Raw genomic sequence first — 17,497 nt, 5'->3', positions numbered from 1 at the left:
ACTATGAAGGTTTCGACTTCACAGCCTTTTCAAATTGTCTATTCGCTACTCGAACACGAGTATCTGGGGTATCTATTTGAGTCCTACGTAGTTCAGCGCAACACCCGCGGGCAGCTCACGCTGCAGCACCAGACGGTGTCGGCCAAGAATGCCCCTGAGTTTGCCGACGGGCTCGACGAAACCGACTTCGAGCTGATTGCCCTCACCGACCAGATCCAGCAGGACGTGGTCATCAAGGAGTTCTGGTCGAAGAAAACCACGCCCGCCGACTTTTTCCTGAAGATCTACGACGCCGACAAGGGCGACAAGGGGCTGCAGGACGGCATCTGCCGCTACGTGCAGGACCGCATGGGCCAGATCCTGGCCCGGCTGAAGGGCAAGCTGGTCTTCATCATGGGCAAGGACGGGGAGCCGACCTGGAAGGAAATCGGGGTGGCCCCGGAGCCAGCCTCCGTGCTGTTTCACTTCCGCCGCAACGAAGACAGCACCCACTACTTCCCCACCATTCAGTTTCAGGGGCAGAAGCTGGACTTCCAGTTCAAAAACGCGGTGCTGGTATGCACCCAGCCCGCCTGGATGCTGGTGGGCGACACGCTCTACGACTTCCGCAACGACGTGGACGGTAAGAAGCTGCAGCCGTTTCTGCACAAGAAGTTTATCATCATCCCGCGCCAGGTCGAGGACAGCTACTTTCAGCGCTTCGTGGCCCCGCTGGTCGAGTCGTTCGACGTGCACGCCCGGGGCTTCGACATCCGCTCGGAGCGCTACGTGGCCCGCCCCCAGCTCACCTTTTCCGACACGCCGGGCGCCGTTATCGTTGCCGAAGAGGAGCGCAGCCGGCCTACGCCCCGGCGGACCAGCGACGTCAGCGCCGCCGTGACCGTAGCGCCTTCCGACCACATCCACTTCGACCTGTCGTTCCGCTACGGCGACCATACCGTGCACAACAGCTACGACAAGCGGGTGTGTGTGAAGCTGGAGAAGAATGAGGATTCCTACATCTTCCACCGCCTGATCCGCAACCTCGACCACGAGCAGGAAATCATCCGGGAGCTGGCCGACCGGGCCCTGGAAGTGCGCAACGGCCGCGCCGTGCTGGAAAAGGCCACCGCCTTCCGCTGGCTGCACAGCCACGCCGAGGAGCTGGCCCGCCTGGGCTTCACGGTGCAGCAGGGCACCACCTCCAGCAAGGACTACTTTATCGGCGCCGTCACGGTGCAGGTCGGCATCACGGAGGGCAACGACTGGTTCGACGTGCACGGCACGGTGCGCTTCGGCGAGTTTGAAATTCCGTTTATCAAGCTGCGGCCCTACATCCTGAACCGCCGCCACGAGTACCGCCTGCCCAACGGGCAGATTGCCATTATTCCCGAGGAGTGGTTTACCCAGTACCTGGAGCTGTTTGCCTTCTCGGAGGAGCACCAGCAGCACCTGACCCTGCGCAAGCACCACCTGGCCCTGATTTCGGACCTGCAGAACGGCAACCTGGCCACCGTGACCATGTCCAGGAAGCTGGAGAAGCTGCGCGAGTTTGAGGCCGTGGAAGACCGGCCCATGCCCGTCGGCTTCAAGGGCCAGCTGCGGCCCTACCAGAAGGCGGGCTACAACTGGCTGCACTTCGTGAAAGACTACCACTTCGGCGGCTGCCTGGCCGACGATATGGGCTTGGGCAAGGCGCAGCCCCTGCACGCCCGCATTCTGACCCCAACAGGCTGGAAAACGATGGGCGACATGCGGGTGGGCGAGGCCGTTATCAACTCCCAGGGCCAGACTTCGCGCGTGACGGGCGTATTTCCGCAGGGCGAAAAGGAAATCTTCCGCGTTACCTTCACCGATGGCGCCACCGCCGAATGCTGCGCCGAGCACCTGTGGGCCGTGCAAAGCCCCGTGCAGAAATACCGGGGCCAGGGCTACCAGGTGAAAGAGCTGGCCCAGCTGCAGCACGACCTCCACGACCCGCACGGCAACCCCAAGTGGTTTGTTCCCCTGGTAAAGCCCGTGGCGCTGGCCGCCCGGCCCGTGCCGGTTGACCCTTATTTCCTGGGCCTGCTGCTCGGCGACGGCCGCTTCCGCCAGCACAGCATCCGCCTTTCCACCACCGACGTGGAAATCGTGAACTACGTAGCCCGGGAGCTGCCGCCAAACCTGACGATGCGCCGCCAGGATACCACCTGCGACTATTCGTTCGTGAAGAATACGCCGGGCTGGACCAACGCGCTGATGCAGAATATCCAGTCGCTGGGCCTGAAGGGCAAGCTGTCGAAGGACAAGTTCATTCCCGAAGCCTACCTCTGCAACGATGCCGCCACCCGCCTGGCGGTATTGCAGGGTCTGATGGACTCCGACGGCTACGTGTCCCGCTCCGGCGACGTGAGCCAGTTCACCTCCGTATCCCCGGGCCTGATTGAGGGCGTCACGTTCCTGGTGCAGTCGCTGGGCGGCACAGTGCGGCAGTCGAGCAAAATACCGGGCTACTCGCATCTGGGCGAAAGCCGGACAGGCCAGCAGGCGTATACGCTCACGCTGAGCCTGCCCCCGCATGTCGTGCCTTTCCGCCTGGGCCGGAAGGTGGCGCTATACCGCCCCAAAACCAAGTACCAGCCCTACCGCGGCATCAAGTTGGTGGAGCGGGTGGGCGCCATGCCGGCGCAGTGCATTTCCGTCGATGCGCCCGACCGGCTCTACGTGACCGACAACTTTGTGCTTACCCACAACACGATCCAGACGCTGGCCCTGCTGCTGGACCGCAAGGAAAGCGGCGACGCTACCGGCGCGGCCTCCCTGCTGGTGATGCCGACTTCCCTGGTGTATAACTGGCTGAGCGAGGCCCAGAAGTTCACGCCCGGCCTGCGCATCCTGACCTACACGGGCACCTACCGCGACAAGAACGTGGACCAGTTTGCCGGCTACGATGTGGTGCTGACCAGCTACGGCATCGTGCGCCTCGACGTGGAGCTGCTCAAAACCTACGGCTTCGACTACGTGATTCTGGACGAGTCGCAGGCCATTAAAAACCCCAGCTCCACGACGTCGCAGGCCGTGCGCAACCTTCGCTCCCGCCACCGCCTGATTCTGACCGGCACGCCGGTCGAAAACAGCACGATGGACCTGTGGTCGCAGATGTCGTTTATCAACCCCGGCCTGCTGGGTACTCAGACATTCTTCCGCAAGGAGTTCCTCAAGCCCATCGAGAAAGGCAAGGATGAGGGCCGCACCCGCAAGCTCCACGCCCTGATCAAGCCCTTCATCCTGCGCCGGCACAAGGCCCAGGTCGCCACCGAGCTACCCGCCAAGATTGAGCACCTGAGCTACTGCCCCATGACGGAGGAGCAGGCCCAGTGCTACGAGGAAACCAAGAGCTACTACCGCAACAAGATCCTCAAAAACATCGAGGAGCACGGCACGGCGGGCACCCAGTTTATGCTGCTCCAGGGCCTGACCAAGCTGCGCCAGATTGCCAACCACCCCCGCATGGCCCACGAGGACTACGAGCACGAGTCGGGCAAGCTGCGAGAGGTGATTCGCATGATCCGCAGCGTGGTGGCCGAGGGCCACAAGGTGCTCGTGTTCAGCCAGTTCGTCAAGCACCTCGACATCGTACGGGCCTCGCTCGACGAGAAGCAGGTGGAGTACGCCTACCTCGACGGCAACACCCGCGACCGGCACAAGGAAGTTATCCGCTTCCAGGAAACGGAGGCGCTACGCGTGTTCCTGATCAGCCTGAAAGCCGGCGGCGTGGGCCTCAACCTCACCGCCGCCGACTACGTGTTCATCCTCGACCCCTGGTGGAACCCCGCCGTGGAGGCCCAGGCCGTCGACCGCGCCCACCGCATCGGCCAGCAGCGCACGGTGTTCACCTACAAGTTCATCACCAAGAACACCGTGGAGGAGAAGATCCTGGCCCTGCAGCACAAGAAAATCCAGCTGGTCACCGACCTCATTACCACCGACGAGGCCATCATCAAGAGCCTGACCAAGGAGGATATTGAGGAGCTGCTGGGGTAGGACGTTTCACCCTACACAAACGGGCTTACTCGCAGGTTGCTAAGTAGGCAACATCTATCCACTTCGCTATGGCAGCTTTTCGGTCAAACGTTTCCCTGGATCATGAGGAATTCTCCGAAAGCCTCGTTCAATCCTGGGAGCAGAGCTTCAATATTCGCTTTGATAAGTGGGATTTTGCGCTGGCAACTACAGCCGGGGATATCTTGGCAGTAGTCCGGCAGCGGGTGGAGCAACAAGGACCATTAGTAGAAAGCAGCTTGTGCTCAACGCAGCGGCTATTTTACCGCCTACGCCGCGCCCTGATGGCAACGGGCTTGCCCCGCCACACTATAACTCCCCAACTTTGCCTGATGGAGGTAATGCCGCTAGGAAATCGGCGACAGCAGTGGCGCTTGCTGCAACGACACAGCGAAATTCCCTTGCCCGACCTGACAATGCCCGCCACTTGGTATATGGCGGTGTGGGCGCTGGTAACGGCCGGGGTCTGGCCCCTGGTTCCGGGCTGGGGGTACGCCGTTTTTACAGGATTGTCAGCAGCGCTCTGTATCCGCGAATATTCTTTCGTACAAGTGGATTTTCCGGTAACCACTTTGGGCGATCTAGCTTTTCAGTTATTTGCTCGCAGTTATCATAAAACCTCCGGAGGCCAAATGGCCTGGGCCGAGGTGCGCAGCATTGTGCTGGCAGGACTGGCCGATTGTAGCACTGAAGAGACGGACGTGGCTGCGGCAGAGCTAAATGAGCAAACGCAACTATCCTTTTAAACGACGAGGCAAAGTCGCTGAGCTTTTTAGCGCCTGCGTATAACCTCTGTCTGCCCTGGGCAGTTAGTACCCCATGCACCTCATCCTCCGCACGCCCGTCGCGCAGCCGCCCGCCCAGGTGATGGCCGGCTTCACCCGGGAGCTGTTTCTGGCCCTGGCCCCGCCCTTCCCCAAGCTCCGGCTGCACCGCTTCGACGGCTGCCGCCGCGGCGACCAGGTGGAAATCGAGCTGATAACCGGGCCCCTGCACCAGCGCTGGACCAGCCTGATTACCGACCACGGCCAGCTGCCCGACGGCACGCTGTACTTCGTGGATGAAGCCCAGACGGCCCCCGCGCCCCTGCGCTACTGGCGGCACCGCCACCTCATCGAGCCCGGCCCGCACGGCGGCAGCGTCATCGTGGACGACATTGAGTTTCGCACCGCCTCGCCGGCCCTCGACGTGCTGCTGTACCCGGCCATGTGGGCGCAGTTTGCCTGGCGCAAGCCCATCTACCGGCGCTGGTTCGGGTCAGAAAGCGGGGCGCCGGCTACAGATCCAGGACCATCTTAACGTCGGTGCGCTGGTAGGGGCTGGGCGGCACGGGCACGGCGCGGAACCCCAGCTTGCGGTATAAGGCCAGCGCCGGGGTCAGGCGGGAGTTGGAGAGCAGCTCCAGCTGGCGGGCCCCAAGCTCCCGGGCTTTGACGATGGCCGCCTGCCCCAGGGCCCACCCGATGCCCAGCCCCTGCGCGGCCGGCGCCACGGCCATCTTGGCCAGCTCAAACACGCCCGCATGCTCCCGCAGCAAAGCGCAGGTGCCCACCAGCTGCCCGTCGTACTGAGCCATGACAATGGCCCCGCCGGGCGCCAGGATGTAGCGCTGCGGGTCGTCGAGCATCTGGTAGTCGGGCTCCTCCATCACGAAGAACCTCGTTATCCACTCGTGGTTGAGGGCCCGGAACGCGGGCTGGTGGGCGGGGTCGTAGTCGAGAATGTGCAGGCTGGGCATAGGACCGCAAGGTAATTTTTTCGGCCGGCTTGCGCCGCCGCCGTCCCGGTTTTACAGCGGCTGCCTCTGCCCTGTGGCTGGTCAGGCCCGGGCCGGCGAAAGGGTTGCGGCTTTGGGCGCAGTCTCCTCATCGGGCAGCACCGCTTCGAGCAGGCGCTGGCAGAATGGGAGCAGCGGGGCAAACAGCAGCACCCCGGCCACGTTGAACAGCACGTGGGCGTGGGCAATCTGCCGGGACACGTCGGCAGCGCCGGCCAGGGTCAGCACCAGAGCCGTGAAAGGCTGGATCAGCAGCAGGCCGAGCGAAATGCTGATCAGGTTGAAGCCCAGGTGAAACAGCCCCGTGCGCACCGCCGGCCGGCCCCGCCCCACCGTGGCCAGCAGCGTATCGGAGCAGGTGCCCAGCTCGGCGCCCAGCATCACGGCAATGCCGGCGGGCAGCGTGAGCAGGCCCTTGGCCGCCAGCTTGATGACCATGCCCAGCGTGGCCGACGACGACTGCACCACCAGCGTAATCAGCGCCCCGGCCCCGGCTCCCCGGATGGGATTCTCCAGCTTGAGCAGCCAGGCCTGCACACCTTCGTATTCCTTGAGGGGCGCGGCGGCTTCGCCGATGAGGAAGAGGCTGAAAAACAGCAGCCCGAAGCAGAACAGCGCCCGACCCGTCGTGCGGCCGTTGCGCTTCTTGCTCAGCGACAGCAGCAGCAGCCCCGGCAGCATGGCCAGCACGGCGTATTGCCCTAAATCGAAGGCGAACAGCTGGCTGGAAATGGTGGTGCCGATGTTGGCCCCCAGCACCACGCCCAACGAGTTACGGAACGGCAGCGCCCCGGCACTCACCAGCGCAATGACCAGAATAATCACCACCGACGACGAATCGAGCAGGGTGGTGACGATGGTGCCGGTGAGGATGGCGGCCGGAATGGACCTGGTGAAGCGGTGCAGGTAGTCCTTCGTCTTTTCTCCAGCCACGTGGCGCAGGGCCAGGGCCAGCCGGCTCACGGCGTAGAGAAACAGCACGAGGCCGGAGGCGGCCATCAGGCCAATCGAGAGGGGAGAAGCAGCCATAAAAGCCAGGTGGCCCGCTGAAAGGCAGGGGCCTGCGCATTTCAACGCAGCGGGCCGGGCGGGTGGCGCTTCCGGGGCGTGAAGAAATTGTTACGCTCCCGACCCCGGGACTTTGGCGTACCTTTGCCCTTTCCCGTTTCGTCTGAAATTTTGCTTTATGACCGCCATCGTCACTCTCAAACCCGGTAAAGATCATTCCCTGCGTCGCTTGCACCCCTGGGTGTTTTCGGGCGCTATCGGCCGGATGCAGGGTGAGGTGACGGAAGGCGAAGTGGTGCTGGTGCAGGCCGCCAACGGCGAGGTGCTGGGCATGGGCCACTACGCGCCCGGCTCCATTGCCGTGCGCATGCTGGCTTTCGGCCCCGAGGCCGTGGCACCGGATGCCGCCTTCTGGGAAGCGAAAATCCGCAATGCCTACGCCCTGCGCCAGGGCCTGGGCCTCACCGGCGACGGCAACACCAACGTGTTTCGCCTCGCCCACGCCGAGGGCGACGGCGTGCCCGGCCTCATCATCGACGTGTACGGCGACGTGGCCGTAGTGCAGGCCCACAGCGCCGGCATGTACCACGCCCGCCCCCAGATTGCAGCCGCCCTGCAGGCTGTATTCGGCGACAAGCTCCGCGCCATCTACGACAAGAGCGCCGAAACCGTGCCCGCCAAAGCCGCCCCCGACGCCCAGAACAGCTACCTGTTCGGCAGCAGCACCGGCCAGGAGCACATCGTGTATGAAAACGGCCAGCCCTTCGCCGTCGACTGGGAGACGGGTCAGAAAACCGGCTTCTTCATCGACCAGCGCGACAACCGCCAGCTGCTGGCCCGCTACGCCCCGGGCCGGCGGGTGCTCAACACGTTCTGCTACACCGGCGGCTTCAGCTCCTACGCCCTGCAGGCCGGCGCCGAGCTGGTGCATTCCGTCGACAGCTCCAAGCGCGCCATCGAGCTGACCGAGCGCAACGCCACGCTGGCCGAGGAAGCCGGGGCCCCCGCCGGCCGCCACGAAGCCTACGCCCAGGACGTGTTCAACTTCATGAAAGGCAGCCAGGAGCAGTACGACCTCATCATCCTCGACCCGCCGGCCTTCGCCAAGCACCTTTCGGCCCGCCACAACGCGCTGATGGGCTACAAGCGCCTGAATGCCGCCGGCATCCGCCAGATTGCCCCCGGCGGACTGCTCTTTACCTTCTCCTGCTCCCAGGTGGTGTCGCCCGAGCTGTTTGAGGGCGCCGTGCTGGCCGCCGCCATCGAAGCGGGCCGCCCGGCCCGCATCCTGCACCGTCTCACCCAGCCCGCCGACCACCCGGTGAGTTTGTTTCACCCCGAAGGCGCGTACCTGAAAGGCCTGGTGCTGGCCGTGGAGTAAACCGCTTTCCTTCGCCGCTGTTAGTAGGCTGTGACCAAGAAACGAACCCCCGCCCCCAAACAGCCCGCCGCCGTCATCGGGGCCGGTATTGCCGGTATTGCTACGGCCGTACGGCTGGCCCTGAAGGGCCACCGCGTCACGGTATTCGAGGCCCAGGATACGTTCGGGGGCAAGATGCACCAGTTTACGCTGCCCGGCGGCTACCGCTTCGATGCCGGCCCGTCGCTGTTTACGCTGCCGGCGCTGGTCGATGAGCTGTTCCGGCTGGCCGGGCGCGACCCCCAGGACCACTTCCGCTACGAGCGGCTCGACCCCATCACCCAGTACTTCTTCGCCGACGGCACCCGCCTGACGGCCTGGGCGGGGGAGGAGGAGTTTGCCGCCGAAGTGGAGCAGAAGCTGGGCACGCCGGCCGCCGACGTGCTGGCGTTCCTGCGCCGCAGCGGCCGGGCCTACGCCGCCACCGAAAGCACCTTTTTGCACAAGTCGCTGCACAAAGCCAGCACCTACCTCAGCCCCGACGTACTGAAGGCGGTAGCCGCGCTGCCCGGCCTGGGCCTGACGGGCACCATGCACCAGCGCCACGCCGGCGCCTTCCGGGATGAGCGCCTGGTGCAGCTCTTCGACCGGTTTGCCACCTACAACGGCTCCGACCCCTACCAGGCGCCCGCCACGCTCAGCCTGATTCCGCACCTGGAGCACGGCATCGGCGCCTTTTACCCTGAGGGCGGCATCTACAGCATTGCCCAAAGCCTGGTGGGGCTGGCCGAGGAGCTGGGGGTGACGTTCCGCTACCGGGAGCCGGTGCTGGAAATCCTGACCGCCGACAAGCACGTCACGGGCCTGCGCACGGGCCAGGACGTGTACGACTTCGGGCTGGTGGTGAGCAACATGGACGTGGTGCCCACTTACCGCCGCCTGCTGCCCAACCAGCCCGCGCCCGAGCGCACCCTGAGCCAGCCCCGCTCTTCCTCAGCCCTGATTTTCTACTGGGGCGTGGACCGGGAGTTTGCCGAGCTGGGCCTGCACAACATCTTCTTCTCCCAGGACTACCGCCAGGAATTCGAGGCCATCTTCGGGCAGAAAACCGTCAGCGCCGACCCGACGGTGTACGTCAACATCACCTCGAAGAAGACGCCCGCCGATGCCCCGGCCGGTCACGAAAACTGGTTTGTGATGGTCAACGTGCCCCATAACCAGGACCAGGACTGGGACGCGCTCATCCAAACCACCCGCCGGGCCGTACTGGACAAGGTGAGCCGCACGCTGGGCGTGGCCGTGGAGCCGCTGCTGCGGGCCGAGCAGGTCTGGGACCCGCGGGGCATCGAGCAGCGCACTTCCTCCTTTGGCGGGGCGCTGTACGGCAGCAGCTCCAACAATGCGCTGGCGGCTTTTCTGCGCCATCCCAACTTTTCGGGGCAGCTGGAAGGTCTGTACTTTTGCGGCGGCAGCGTCCACCCCGGCGGGGGCATTCCGCTCTGCCTGCTGTCGGCCAAAATCGTGGCCGACCTGATTACTTAATTCATAATGAAGGATTAAGAATTAGTAGTTGAGGGTGTGGGCGGAGGATGGGCAGGAAACGTTGCCTGCGCCGCCCGGAAATTCTTCATTCCTAATTCCTGATTATTAATTCTCCCTGAATGCCCTTTTCCGAACCGACCCAACACCTGCCCGTTCCGCCGGTGCTGCCTGCCTCTCAGCTGCGCCGGCTGCGCGCGGCCCAGGGCCTTCTGCTGCTGTTTCACGTCACGGGCTTTCTGGGGCTGGCCTTCTCCCGGGAACCCACGTTTTACCTGCAGTTTGTGCCCCTGAACCTGCTGCTGACGGCTTTTCTGCTGCTCTCGTTTCAGCCCGACCGCCGCGGCATGTTTCCCATCTTCTGCGTGGTGGTGGCCGTGGTGGGCTTCTTCGTGGAGGTGGCCGGCATCCGCACCGGACTGCTGTTTGGCGTGTATGAGTACGGCAAAGTACTGGGCACCAAGTGGCTGGGAGTACCGCTGATTATCGGCCTCAACTGGCTGCTGCTTACCTACATGACCGGCATCCTGGCCCGCTACCTGCCCGTGCCCGCCTTCGTGCGCGCCCTGGCCGCGACTCTGCTCATGGTGGGCATGGACCTGTGCATCGAGCCGGTGGCCATGCACTACGGCTTTTGGAGCTGGCAGTACGACCGGATTCCGCTACAGAACTTCAAGGGCTGGTTTGCCGTTGCCCTCATTCTGCAGGTGTATTTCAACCGCACCGAGTTTGTCAAGCGCAACGCGCTGGTGCCGTTTGTGTACCTGCTGCAGCTGCTCTTTTTCTTCGGACTGGGCTGGTTTATTCGCTAACTTTCTGCCTTTCCGTCGCTTTTCCCCGTTCTTGCCCTACCGCCCCCTATGAATACAACCCTACATGATACCCTGCTGGAGGAAGCCCTCCGGCTTTTTCAGACCAAAGGCATTGCCGACCTCTCCATCGAGCAGATCATGAGCGCCCTGGACGTATCGGCGCCGACATTCCGCGAAATGTTTCGCGGCAAGGAAGACCTGGTGATGCAGACCATGCAGCACGACATCGCCAGGCAGCGGCGGGAGCACACCCAGCTGTTCGAGCAGGTGCCGACCCCCGTGGGACGCCTGCTGAGTCTGCTCGAGTTCGGCATCCGGGACCTGCGCAAGGTGAAAGCCCCGCAGTACTTTTCGGACCTGATTCAGCACCACCCCCAGGCCTGGGCCATGGGCCTGCAGCACCTGGATGACTATTCGTACCCCCAGATTCAGGGCCTGCTCAACGACGGCGTGGTGCAGAAGCAGTTTCGCGGCGACATCAACATTGCCCTGGTCAGCAAAATCATCATTGAGATGATCAGCCTGGTGCTCAACGAGAAGATTTTCCCCGCCAACCGCTACGATGTGGCCGAGGTGTTTCGCAGCGTGTACCTTTACTACGTCCGCGGCCTCTGCACCGAGGAGGGCATCAAGGCCGCTGCGGCCTATTTTTCCCGCATGTAATAAAAGCCAAAAAAGAGGAGCCGCTGGGCTCCTCTTTTTACTTTTTAGCTGATGGAAACGCGCACCTTTTTGGTGTACTCGCGCAGGGCATCTTTGAACTCGGAGCCGTGGTCCTGGATGTGATTCAGCACGAAGATGGCGGCAAATACGTGGGTGAGCTTTTCACCCTCATCTTCACCTTCCACCTCGAAATCGGGCTGGCGCTCATCGAGCAGGGCCTCTTCGGCTTCGACCAGGCTGGCCAGCGTCTGCGACTCCACGAGGCGCTTAATGGCGGGGATTTTCATGACCGCGGGGATTAGTTGAGGCTGAGCTTGCCGATCAGCTCGGCCACGGCTTCCTCCTTGCTGGCCGACACCGTATCGAGCAGCTGGCCGTTCTGGAAGATGGCGAAGAAAGGCAGCGTGGTTACGTTGGCGAGCTTGCGGGCTTCGGGGCTGGTTTCGGCGTTTACGTCGAGGAAGGCAACGCCCTGGTTGTGGTCGGCTTCGGCCATGCGCTTGAACTTGGGCGAGAACAGCCGACAGTTGCCACACCAGTCGGCATAGTACTTAACGACGACTTTATCGTTCGATTCGAGCAGTTGTTGGAAGTCAGCGTCAGTTGCTTTGGTAACAGACATTAGAAGGAGAAAATTTACTGGAACAAAAAACCGCCAGATAAGAACCGTTCTTATCTGGCTGCAAATCTAAAGCACTTTCCAGGCAAAAAAGTTTGTCCAGCGCTTAAATATCCGGCTGGGCCGGCCCGCAGCAACGGCCCGCGACGCTGCCGTTCGGGCTTTTTCGCCGTATGCGCTATTCCGGGCCAACTGACGCGCAGCCGGCTGCTTTCCGGCCGGCTTCCTTCCGCGGGCCGCGGTGCCCCTTAGCTTATGCAAAACATCATCTTCTTCGGCGACAGCCTCACGGCCGGCTATCAGCTGCCCGCCAGCGCGGCCTTTCCCACCCTGCTGCAGGCCCGCATCGACGCGCTGCAGCTGCCCTACAAAGCCTTCAACTACGGCGTGAGCGGTGAAACCACCGCCGGCGGCCGCCAGCGCGTGGCCAGCGTGCTGGCCCGGCAGCAACCCGACGTGTTTGTGCTGGAATTAGGCGCCAATGACGGTCTGCGTGGCATTCCGGTGCGCGAAACCACCCAGAACCTGCAGGCCATCATCGACCAGGTGCGGCAAAAGTATCCCACTGCGCGCATCGTACTGGTGGGCCTGGAGTTTCCCTTCGACCTAAGCGCGCTGGGTGGCCACCAGTATGGGCGCTACGCCGCCGAATTCAAGGCGCTGTTCCGGGAGCTGGCCGACCACAACCGCATGGATTTTGTGCCCTTCCTGCTCCAGGGCGTGCTGGGCCAGCGCCACCTCAACCTGCCCGACGGCGTGCACCCCAACGCCGCCGGACAGCAGATTCTGGCCGACAATGTGTGGGCCGTACTGGGCGGCGTGCTGCAAGCGCGGGAAAAAGGCCAGGGCTAAAAAGCGCAACGGCTCCTCCCCGGAGCAGGAAGGAGCCGTTGCCCAGCTTAGCCGGGTAGCCTACACCGTGTACATCTTCTCGTAGTACTCGGTAGCCATGCGGTGCGACTCAAACGCGGGCTCAACCTCGCGCATGGCGGTTTTGGCCGCGGCCAGAAACTCCTTGGGCTGACCGTAGTACAGCGGCACGATTTCGTTTTCGAGCACGTCCAGCACGCCGGTGGCTTCGAGGTCGTCCTTGGCGTGCTCGGGCTCGTTGAGGTTGGCCAGGGGCAGCAGGAAGCCGTTTTCGCCGTGGCGCACAAACTCCGGAATCCAGCCGTCGGGAATGCTCAGGCTCAGGCTGGCGTTCATGGCGGCCGTCATGCCGCTGGTGCCCGAGGCCTCGCGGGGGAAGCGCGGGGTGTTCAGCCATACGTCGGAGCCCTTTTTGAGCAGCGCCGAGAGGCCCAGCTCGTAGCCCGTCAGCACGGCGCAGTTGGGCAGGTGCTTGGTTTTCTGGATGATGTCGTTGAACATGCCGATGGCGCCGTAGTCGGTCGGGTAGGGCTTGCCGGCCCAGATAACCTGCACGGGCCGGTCGGCATTGCTCACGAGGCTCAGAAACCGCTCGAAGTGGCGCAGGATCAAATCGGCGCGCTTGTAGCCGGCAAAGCGGCGGGCCCACACCACGGTCAGCACGTCCGGGTCGAGCAGGGTGCCGGTCTGGTCGGCCACGAAGGCAAACAGCTCCTGCTTCAGCTCCCGCTTGCGGGCCAGCAGGGCCGCGTCGTCGTTGGCTACCAGGGCCGCGTGCAGGGCCGGGTCGCGCCAGTAGGTGCCGTTTTGGGCGTTGGTAATCGGGATGATGGGGCAGATGCCCGCGTTGTGGCCCCACATGTCGTTGGCCACGATGCCGTGCACCTTCGATACGGCGTTGGCCTTGCGCGCGAAGCGCAGGGCGGTGAGCGTGTAGTTGAGAATGTCGTTGGACTCCACCTGGGCCACGCGCCGGATTTCGTCGGCGGGCACGGTGCCGAAGAAGGTCATGTCGGTGAGCAGCTTCATGGGGTGCTCCTCGTTGCCGGCCAGCTCGGGCGTGTGGGTGGTGAACACCAGGCGCTGCTGCACTTCGGCCAAGCTGCGGCCGTGCTTTTCGTAGAGGTAAAACGCCAGCGGCAGGCCGTGGCCCTCGTTGAGGTGGTAGGTATCCACGTTCACGCCCAGCAGATCGAGCAGCTTGCCGCCGCCCGCCCCCAGCACGATGGACTGGGCCACCCGCGCGGCCTGGTCGGCTTCGTAGAGGTGGTGGGAGATGGTGCGGGAGATGTAGTCGTTTTCGGGAATGTCGGTGGTCAGAAAAAACATCGGGGCCGTGCCGAACGTGTCGGGCGCGAGGTACATGGCCTTCACCTGCACGGCGGCGCCGTGGATGGTAATGGGAAACACCAGGCCGGTATCCTGCAGGAAGGAGTAGTGCTTGTGGCGGAAATCGGCCCGCATGGTCTGGTCCTCGTTGCGGCCCTGATCGTAGTAGCCAAACGTCCAGAGCATGCCGATGCCGATCAGGTTCTGCTTGAGCTCATAGGCCGAGCGCATGTGGGAGCCGGCCAGGAAGCCCAGGCCGCCGGAATAGGTTTTCAGCGCCTGGTCCAGGGCAAACTCCATGGAGAAGTAGGCGGCCTGGGCCTTGAATTCGGGGGCGGGAGCGTATGGTTTGAACTGAAAAGACATGGGAAGGAAAGAAGGAGTGAGGCGAGCCAGCCGGCGCCGCGGGCCGGTTTGGGGCGCCAAGGTCAGCACAATCCGGGCTAAAAAAAAACCCGGAACGGCGTGACCATCAGGGCAAACGTTTGCACTGCGCCCGCCGCCACCGGCTTTTCGGCCCCCGCCGGCCCCGGAGGCCGACGCCAAACGGCAAAGCGTGAATAAATAACGCAACAAAAAAGCCCGCAACCCCGACTCCGGCCAATCAATTTTAGCCGTTTTTGGGCTCAGAAAGCCATTCTACTGGTTTGCCACGGATGGCTTATTGCACGCTCCGGCTGCTAAAGTTACCTTGCCAGCCCGCTCGCCTACCGACCTGATGCCGCCCATGAACCCACTCCGAATTTTGTTTCTGCTCACGGCCGGGTTCCTGCTGGCCGTTGCGGCCCCGCGGGCCTGGGCCGCCAGCTTCCCGACGGCAGCTCCCGCAGCTCCCGCAGCCGGCATCACCCGCATCGACCCGACTTTCTGGTGGGTGGGCATGAAAAACCCGAAGCTCCAGCTGCTGGTCCACGGCCCCGGCATTGCCGGCAGCCGCGCCGAGCTGGCCAGCTACCCCGGCGTGACGCTCGACGGCACCCAGAAGCTGGAAAGCCCGAACTATCTGCTTATCAACCTCACCATCAGCGCCGCGGCCCAGCCGGGCAGGCTCAAGCTGACCTTTACCGGCGGCAAGGCCAAGCTGAAGTACGACTATGAGCTGCGCGCCCGCAGCACCGACAAAAGCCGGGTGCAGGGCATCAACAGCACCGACTTCATCTACTTCCTGATGCCGGACCGCTTTGCCAACGGCGACCTGAAAAACGACGTGGTGAAGTCCACCCGCGTGAACCACGTAGCCCGGGACTCGATGTACGCCCGCCACGGCGGCGACTACAAGGGCATTGAGCAGCACTTCGACTACCTGAAAAGTATGGGCGTGACGGCCATCTGGCCCACGCCGGTGACGGAAAACGACATGCCCCGGGCCAGCTACCACGGCTACGCCCTCACCGACTACTACCACTCCGACCCGCGCTACGGCACCACGGCCGAGTACGCCCAGTTTGTGCAGAAGGCCCACCAGAACGGCCTCAAGGTGATTCACGACGTGGTGCTCAACCACCTGGGCTCCTACCACTACCTGTTTCTGGACCAGCCCGCCAAGGACTGGCTCAACCAGTGGCCGAAGTTTACGCGCAGCAACTACAACTCCTCGGCCCTGAACGACCCCTACGGCGCCGGGCACGACCGGGACCGGTACAACAAAGGCTGGTTCGACACCACCATGCCCGACGTGAACCAGAGCAACCCGCTGGTGGCTACCTACCTGATTCAGAACTTCATCTGGTGGGTGGAGTACACCGGCCTCGACGGCTACCGCATCGACACCTACCCGTATTCCGACCCTAAGTTCCTGATGGACTGGGGCCGGGCCCTGCTCGACGAGTACCCGCAGCTGGGCATGTTCGGCGAAGCCTGGGTGGGCAGCACGGCCCAGCAGGCCTTCTTTGCCCGCAACATTCTGCCGCCCGTCGATGGGTTCAAGGCCAACCTGCCCGGGGTGCTCGACTTCCAGGCGAACTACGCCATCCAGGACGCGCTGAAGGAAAAGGGCAACGTGACCAAGCTCTACGAGGCGCTGCAGGGCGACTGGCTCTACGAAGACGCCACCCGCAACGTGCTGTTCATGGACAACCACGACATGAGCCGCATATACTCGGTGCTTGGGGAAAGCCTGCCGCGCCTGAAAATGGGCTTTGCCTGGCTCCTGACCAGCCGCGGCATCCCCCAGCTCTACTACGGCACCGAGATTCTGATGAAGAACTTCGCCAGTCCCGACGGCCTGGTGCGCGCCGACTTCCCCGGCGGCTTTGCCGGCGACAAAAGCAACAAGTTCACCGCCGCCGGACGCACGGCGCCGGAGAATGAGGCCTTCGACTACGTCAGCAAGCTGGGCACCTACCGCCGGAGCCACCCGGTGCTGCAAACCGGCAGGCTGATGCAGTTCATTCCCGAGCAGGGCATCTACACCTACTTCCGCTACAACGAGCAGGGCGAAACGGTGATGGTGATGCTGAACTCCAATCCGGGCGAGAAAACCGTGGACGGCACCCGCTTCGCCGAGCGGCTCACGGGCTATTCGGCGGGCACGGAAGTGGTTTCCGGGGCGGCCATTCCCGATTTGAAAAGCTTCCGGGTGCCGGGCTGGTCGGCGCTGGTGGTGGAGCTCAAAAAGTAGAAACCCGGAACGCCACCCGACTTTTTTGCGTCCGGAAGTGTATCTTCTCCGGCGTTTACCATTCCTTACCTGCTGCCCATGACCGACCTAACCGATAAAGTTGCCATCGTCACCGGAGCCAGCCGCGGCATCGGGCGGGCCATTGCGCTGCTGCTGGCACTGCAGGGCGCCAAAGTGGTCTGCGTGGCCCGCTCGGCCGAAGAGCTGGAGGACGTGGCTCAGAAAACGGCCGGCCTGGCCGTGCCCGCCGATGTGGCCGACGAAACCGACGCCCAGAACGTCATCGACGAAGCCATCCGCCGCTTCGGCCGGATAGATATTCTGGTCTGCAACGCCGGCGTGGGCTCCTTCAACCTGCTGGAGCACTTCACCGTGGCCGACTGGGACCAGATGTTTGCCGTGAACGTAAAGGGCACGTTTCTGCTCTGCAAGGCCGCGCTGCCCCACCTCAAGGCCCAGCACAGCGGCCACATCGTCGGCATTGCCTCCGACGTGAGCAAGCGCACCTTCCAGCACGGGGCCGCCTACGGGGCCAGCAAATACGCCCAGGACGCGGTGCTCAGCACCCTGCGCAAGGAAGTGCGCTCCTTCGGCATCAAGGTCAGCACCATCTACCCCGGCCTGGTCGACACCTACTTCAACGACTCCAGGCCCGGCAGCCCCAACGCCGAGAAAACCCACCTCAAGCCCGCCGACATTGCCCAGGCCGTGCGCTACGTGCTCGAAGCGCCTACCCACGTCGTCATCGATGAGCTCATGATTCACCCGCTCACGCAGGAATATTGAGTTGCCAGTTGCCGGTTACCCGTTGCCAGTCATTGTTGGAACAAACTAGCAGCCGGCAACTGGTAACCGGCAACTCATTACCTTCCCGCTA

At 63.3% G+C, this 17,497-nt stretch carries 15 protein-coding genes; 10 read left to right on the top strand and 5 right to left on the bottom strand.

Features of this window, described 5'->3' with window-relative positions; all coding sequences use genetic code 11:
* Positions 1-3 precede the first annotated feature (3 nt).
* The 3 genes from ABD842_RS11470 (at position 4) to ABD842_RS11460 (ending at position 5,322) form a co-directional block, all read left to right on the top strand.
* A complete protein-coding gene (locus ABD842_RS11470) occupies positions 4-4,005 on the top strand; it encodes an SNF2-related protein (protein WP_345113692.1) in 4,002 nt (1,333 codons plus the stop codon).
* A gap of 68 nt (positions 4,006-4,073) precedes the next feature.
* The gene (locus ABD842_RS11465) at positions 4,074-4,769 is read left to right on the top strand and encodes a hypothetical protein (protein ID WP_345113689.1); all 696 of its coding nucleotides are present in this window, start codon (positions 4,074-4,076) and stop codon (positions 4,767-4,769) included.
* 73 nt (positions 4,770-4,842) lie between these two features.
* Positions 4,843-5,322, top strand: coding sequence for an SRPBCC family protein (locus tag ABD842_RS11460; protein WP_345113686.1), 480 nt, complete (start codon positions 4,843-4,845; stop codon positions 5,320-5,322).
* Here ABD842_RS11460 and ABD842_RS11455 read toward each other — a convergent pair.
* Positions 5,300-5,761: a GNAT family N-acetyltransferase gene (locus ABD842_RS11455; RefSeq protein ID WP_345113683.1), complete on the bottom strand. Its 462-nt coding sequence runs from the start codon at positions 5,759-5,761 to the stop codon at positions 5,300-5,302. The genes ABD842_RS11460 and ABD842_RS11455 overlap by 23 nt on opposite strands.
* Before the next feature lie 81 nt (positions 5,762-5,842).
* Positions 5,843-6,829 carry a Na/Pi cotransporter family protein gene (locus tag ABD842_RS11450; RefSeq protein ID WP_345113681.1) on the bottom strand — a complete coding sequence of 329 codons (987 nt, stop codon included), beginning with the start codon at positions 6,827-6,829 and terminating at the stop codon, positions 5,843-5,845.
* A gap of 157 nt (positions 6,830-6,986) precedes the next feature.
* Here ABD842_RS11450 and ABD842_RS11445 point away from each other — a divergent pair, with 157 nt between their 5' ends.
* The 4 genes from ABD842_RS11445 (at position 6,987) to ABD842_RS11430 (ending at position 11,182) form a co-directional block, all read left to right on the top strand.
* Entirely contained in the window at positions 6,987-8,189 is a 1,203-nt protein-coding gene (locus ABD842_RS11445; RefSeq protein WP_345113678.1) for a class I SAM-dependent rRNA methyltransferase, read from the top strand.
* 30 nt (positions 8,190-8,219) lie between these two features.
* Positions 8,220-9,710 carry a 1-hydroxycarotenoid 3,4-desaturase CrtD gene (crtD, locus tag ABD842_RS11440; RefSeq protein WP_345113676.1) on the top strand — a complete coding sequence of 497 codons (1,491 nt, stop codon included), beginning with the start codon at positions 8,220-8,222 and terminating at the stop codon, positions 9,708-9,710.
* 119 nt (positions 9,711-9,829) lie between these two features.
* On the top strand, positions 9,830-10,519 hold the full coding sequence (locus ABD842_RS11435; protein ID WP_345113673.1) for a carotenoid biosynthesis protein: 690 nt from the start codon (positions 9,830-9,832) through the stop codon (positions 10,517-10,519).
* 48 nt (positions 10,520-10,567) lie between these two features.
* Positions 10,568-11,182, top strand: a complete 615-nt coding sequence (locus ABD842_RS11430) for a TetR/AcrR family transcriptional regulator (RefSeq protein WP_345113671.1) — start codon at positions 10,568-10,570, stop codon at positions 11,180-11,182.
* A 44-nt stretch (positions 11,183-11,226) separates the two neighbouring features.
* Here the strand turns inward: ABD842_RS11430 and ABD842_RS11425 are convergent, their stop codons facing one another.
* Both ABD842_RS11425 and ABD842_RS11420 read right to left on the bottom strand, forming a co-directional pair.
* Complete coding sequence (locus ABD842_RS11425) at positions 11,227-11,469, bottom strand: DUF6952 family protein (protein ID WP_345113669.1); 243 nt, start codon at positions 11,467-11,469, stop codon at positions 11,227-11,229.
* Positions 11,470-11,480: 11 nt separating this feature from the next.
* Entirely contained in the window at positions 11,481-11,804 is a 324-nt protein-coding gene (locus ABD842_RS11420) for a thioredoxin family protein (protein ID WP_345113667.1), read from the bottom strand.
* 252 nt (positions 11,805-12,056) lie between these two features.
* On the opposite strand from ABD842_RS11420, the gene ABD842_RS11415 reads away from it, so the two are divergent.
* Positions 12,057-12,653 (top strand): arylesterase, encoded by a 597-nt coding sequence (locus tag ABD842_RS11415; RefSeq protein ID WP_345113664.1) that lies wholly within the window; start codon positions 12,057-12,059, stop codon positions 12,651-12,653.
* Between the two features lie 60 nt (positions 12,654-12,713).
* On the opposite strand, the gene glgP is transcribed toward ABD842_RS11415, so the two are convergent.
* Positions 12,714-14,366, bottom strand: coding sequence for an alpha-glucan family phosphorylase (glgP, locus tag ABD842_RS11410; protein WP_345113662.1), 1,653 nt, complete (start codon positions 14,364-14,366; stop codon positions 12,714-12,716).
* 361 nt (positions 14,367-14,727) lie between these two features.
* On the opposite strand from glgP, the gene ABD842_RS11405 reads away from it, so the two are divergent.
* Both ABD842_RS11405 and ABD842_RS11400 read left to right on the top strand, forming a co-directional pair.
* Complete coding sequence (locus tag ABD842_RS11405) at positions 14,728-16,620, top strand: glycoside hydrolase family 13 protein (protein ID WP_345113660.1); 1,893 nt, start codon at positions 14,728-14,730, stop codon at positions 16,618-16,620.
* A 78-nt stretch (positions 16,621-16,698) separates the two neighbouring features.
* A complete protein-coding gene (locus ABD842_RS11400) occupies positions 16,699-17,406 on the top strand; it encodes an SDR family oxidoreductase (protein WP_345113657.1) in 708 nt (235 codons plus the stop codon).
* Positions 17,407-17,497: the final 91 nt, after the last annotated feature.

It is taken from the genome of Hymenobacter algoricola (assembly GCF_039539525.1).
GTDB classification, from domain to species: domain Bacteria; phylum Bacteroidota; class Bacteroidia; order Cytophagales; family Hymenobacteraceae; genus Hymenobacter; species Hymenobacter algoricola.
The sequence above is the reverse complement of the archived record's forward strand: the minus strand, read 5'-3'. Positions and strand labels throughout refer to the sequence as shown.

Coding starts and splice junctions, on each gene's coding strand:
- ABD842_RS11465 (WP_345113689.1), top strand. CDS start 4,074: ATGGCAGCTTTTCGGTCAAACGTTTCCCTGGATCATGAGGAATTCTCC.
- ABD842_RS11420 (WP_345113667.1), bottom strand. CDS start 11,804: ATGTCTGTTACCAAAGCAACTGACGCTGACTTCCAACAACTGCTCGAA.
- ABD842_RS11425 (WP_345113669.1), bottom strand. CDS start 11,469: ATGAAAATCCCCGCCATTAAGCGCCTCGTGGAGTCGCAGACGCTGGCC.
- ABD842_RS11430 (WP_345113671.1), top strand. CDS start 10,568: ATGAATACAACCCTACATGATACCCTGCTGGAGGAAGCCCTCCGGCTT.
- glgP (WP_345113662.1), bottom strand. CDS start 14,366: ATGTCTTTTCAGTTCAAACCATACGCTCCCGCCCCCGAATTCAAGGCC.
- ABD842_RS11435 (WP_345113673.1), top strand. CDS start 9,830: ATGCCCTTTTCCGAACCGACCCAACACCTGCCCGTTCCGCCGGTGCTG.
- ABD842_RS11470 (WP_345113692.1), top strand. CDS start 4: ATGAAGGTTTCGACTTCACAGCCTTTTCAAATTGTCTATTCGCTACTC.
- ABD842_RS11450 (WP_345113681.1), bottom strand. CDS start 6,829: ATGGCTGCTTCTCCCCTCTCGATTGGCCTGATGGCCGCCTCCGGCCTC.
- ABD842_RS11415 (WP_345113664.1), top strand. CDS start 12,057: ATGCAAAACATCATCTTCTTCGGCGACAGCCTCACGGCCGGCTATCAG.
- ABD842_RS11445 (WP_345113678.1), top strand. CDS start 6,987: ATGACCGCCATCGTCACTCTCAAACCCGGTAAAGATCATTCCCTGCGT.
- ABD842_RS11455 (WP_345113683.1), bottom strand. CDS start 5,761: ATGCCCAGCCTGCACATTCTCGACTACGACCCCGCCCACCAGCCCGCG.
- ABD842_RS11405 (WP_345113660.1), top strand. CDS start 14,728: ATGAACCCACTCCGAATTTTGTTTCTGCTCACGGCCGGGTTCCTGCTG.
- ABD842_RS11400 (WP_345113657.1), top strand. CDS start 16,699: ATGACCGACCTAACCGATAAAGTTGCCATCGTCACCGGAGCCAGCCGC.
- ABD842_RS11460 (WP_345113686.1), top strand. CDS start 4,843: ATGCACCTCATCCTCCGCACGCCCGTCGCGCAGCCGCCCGCCCAGGTG.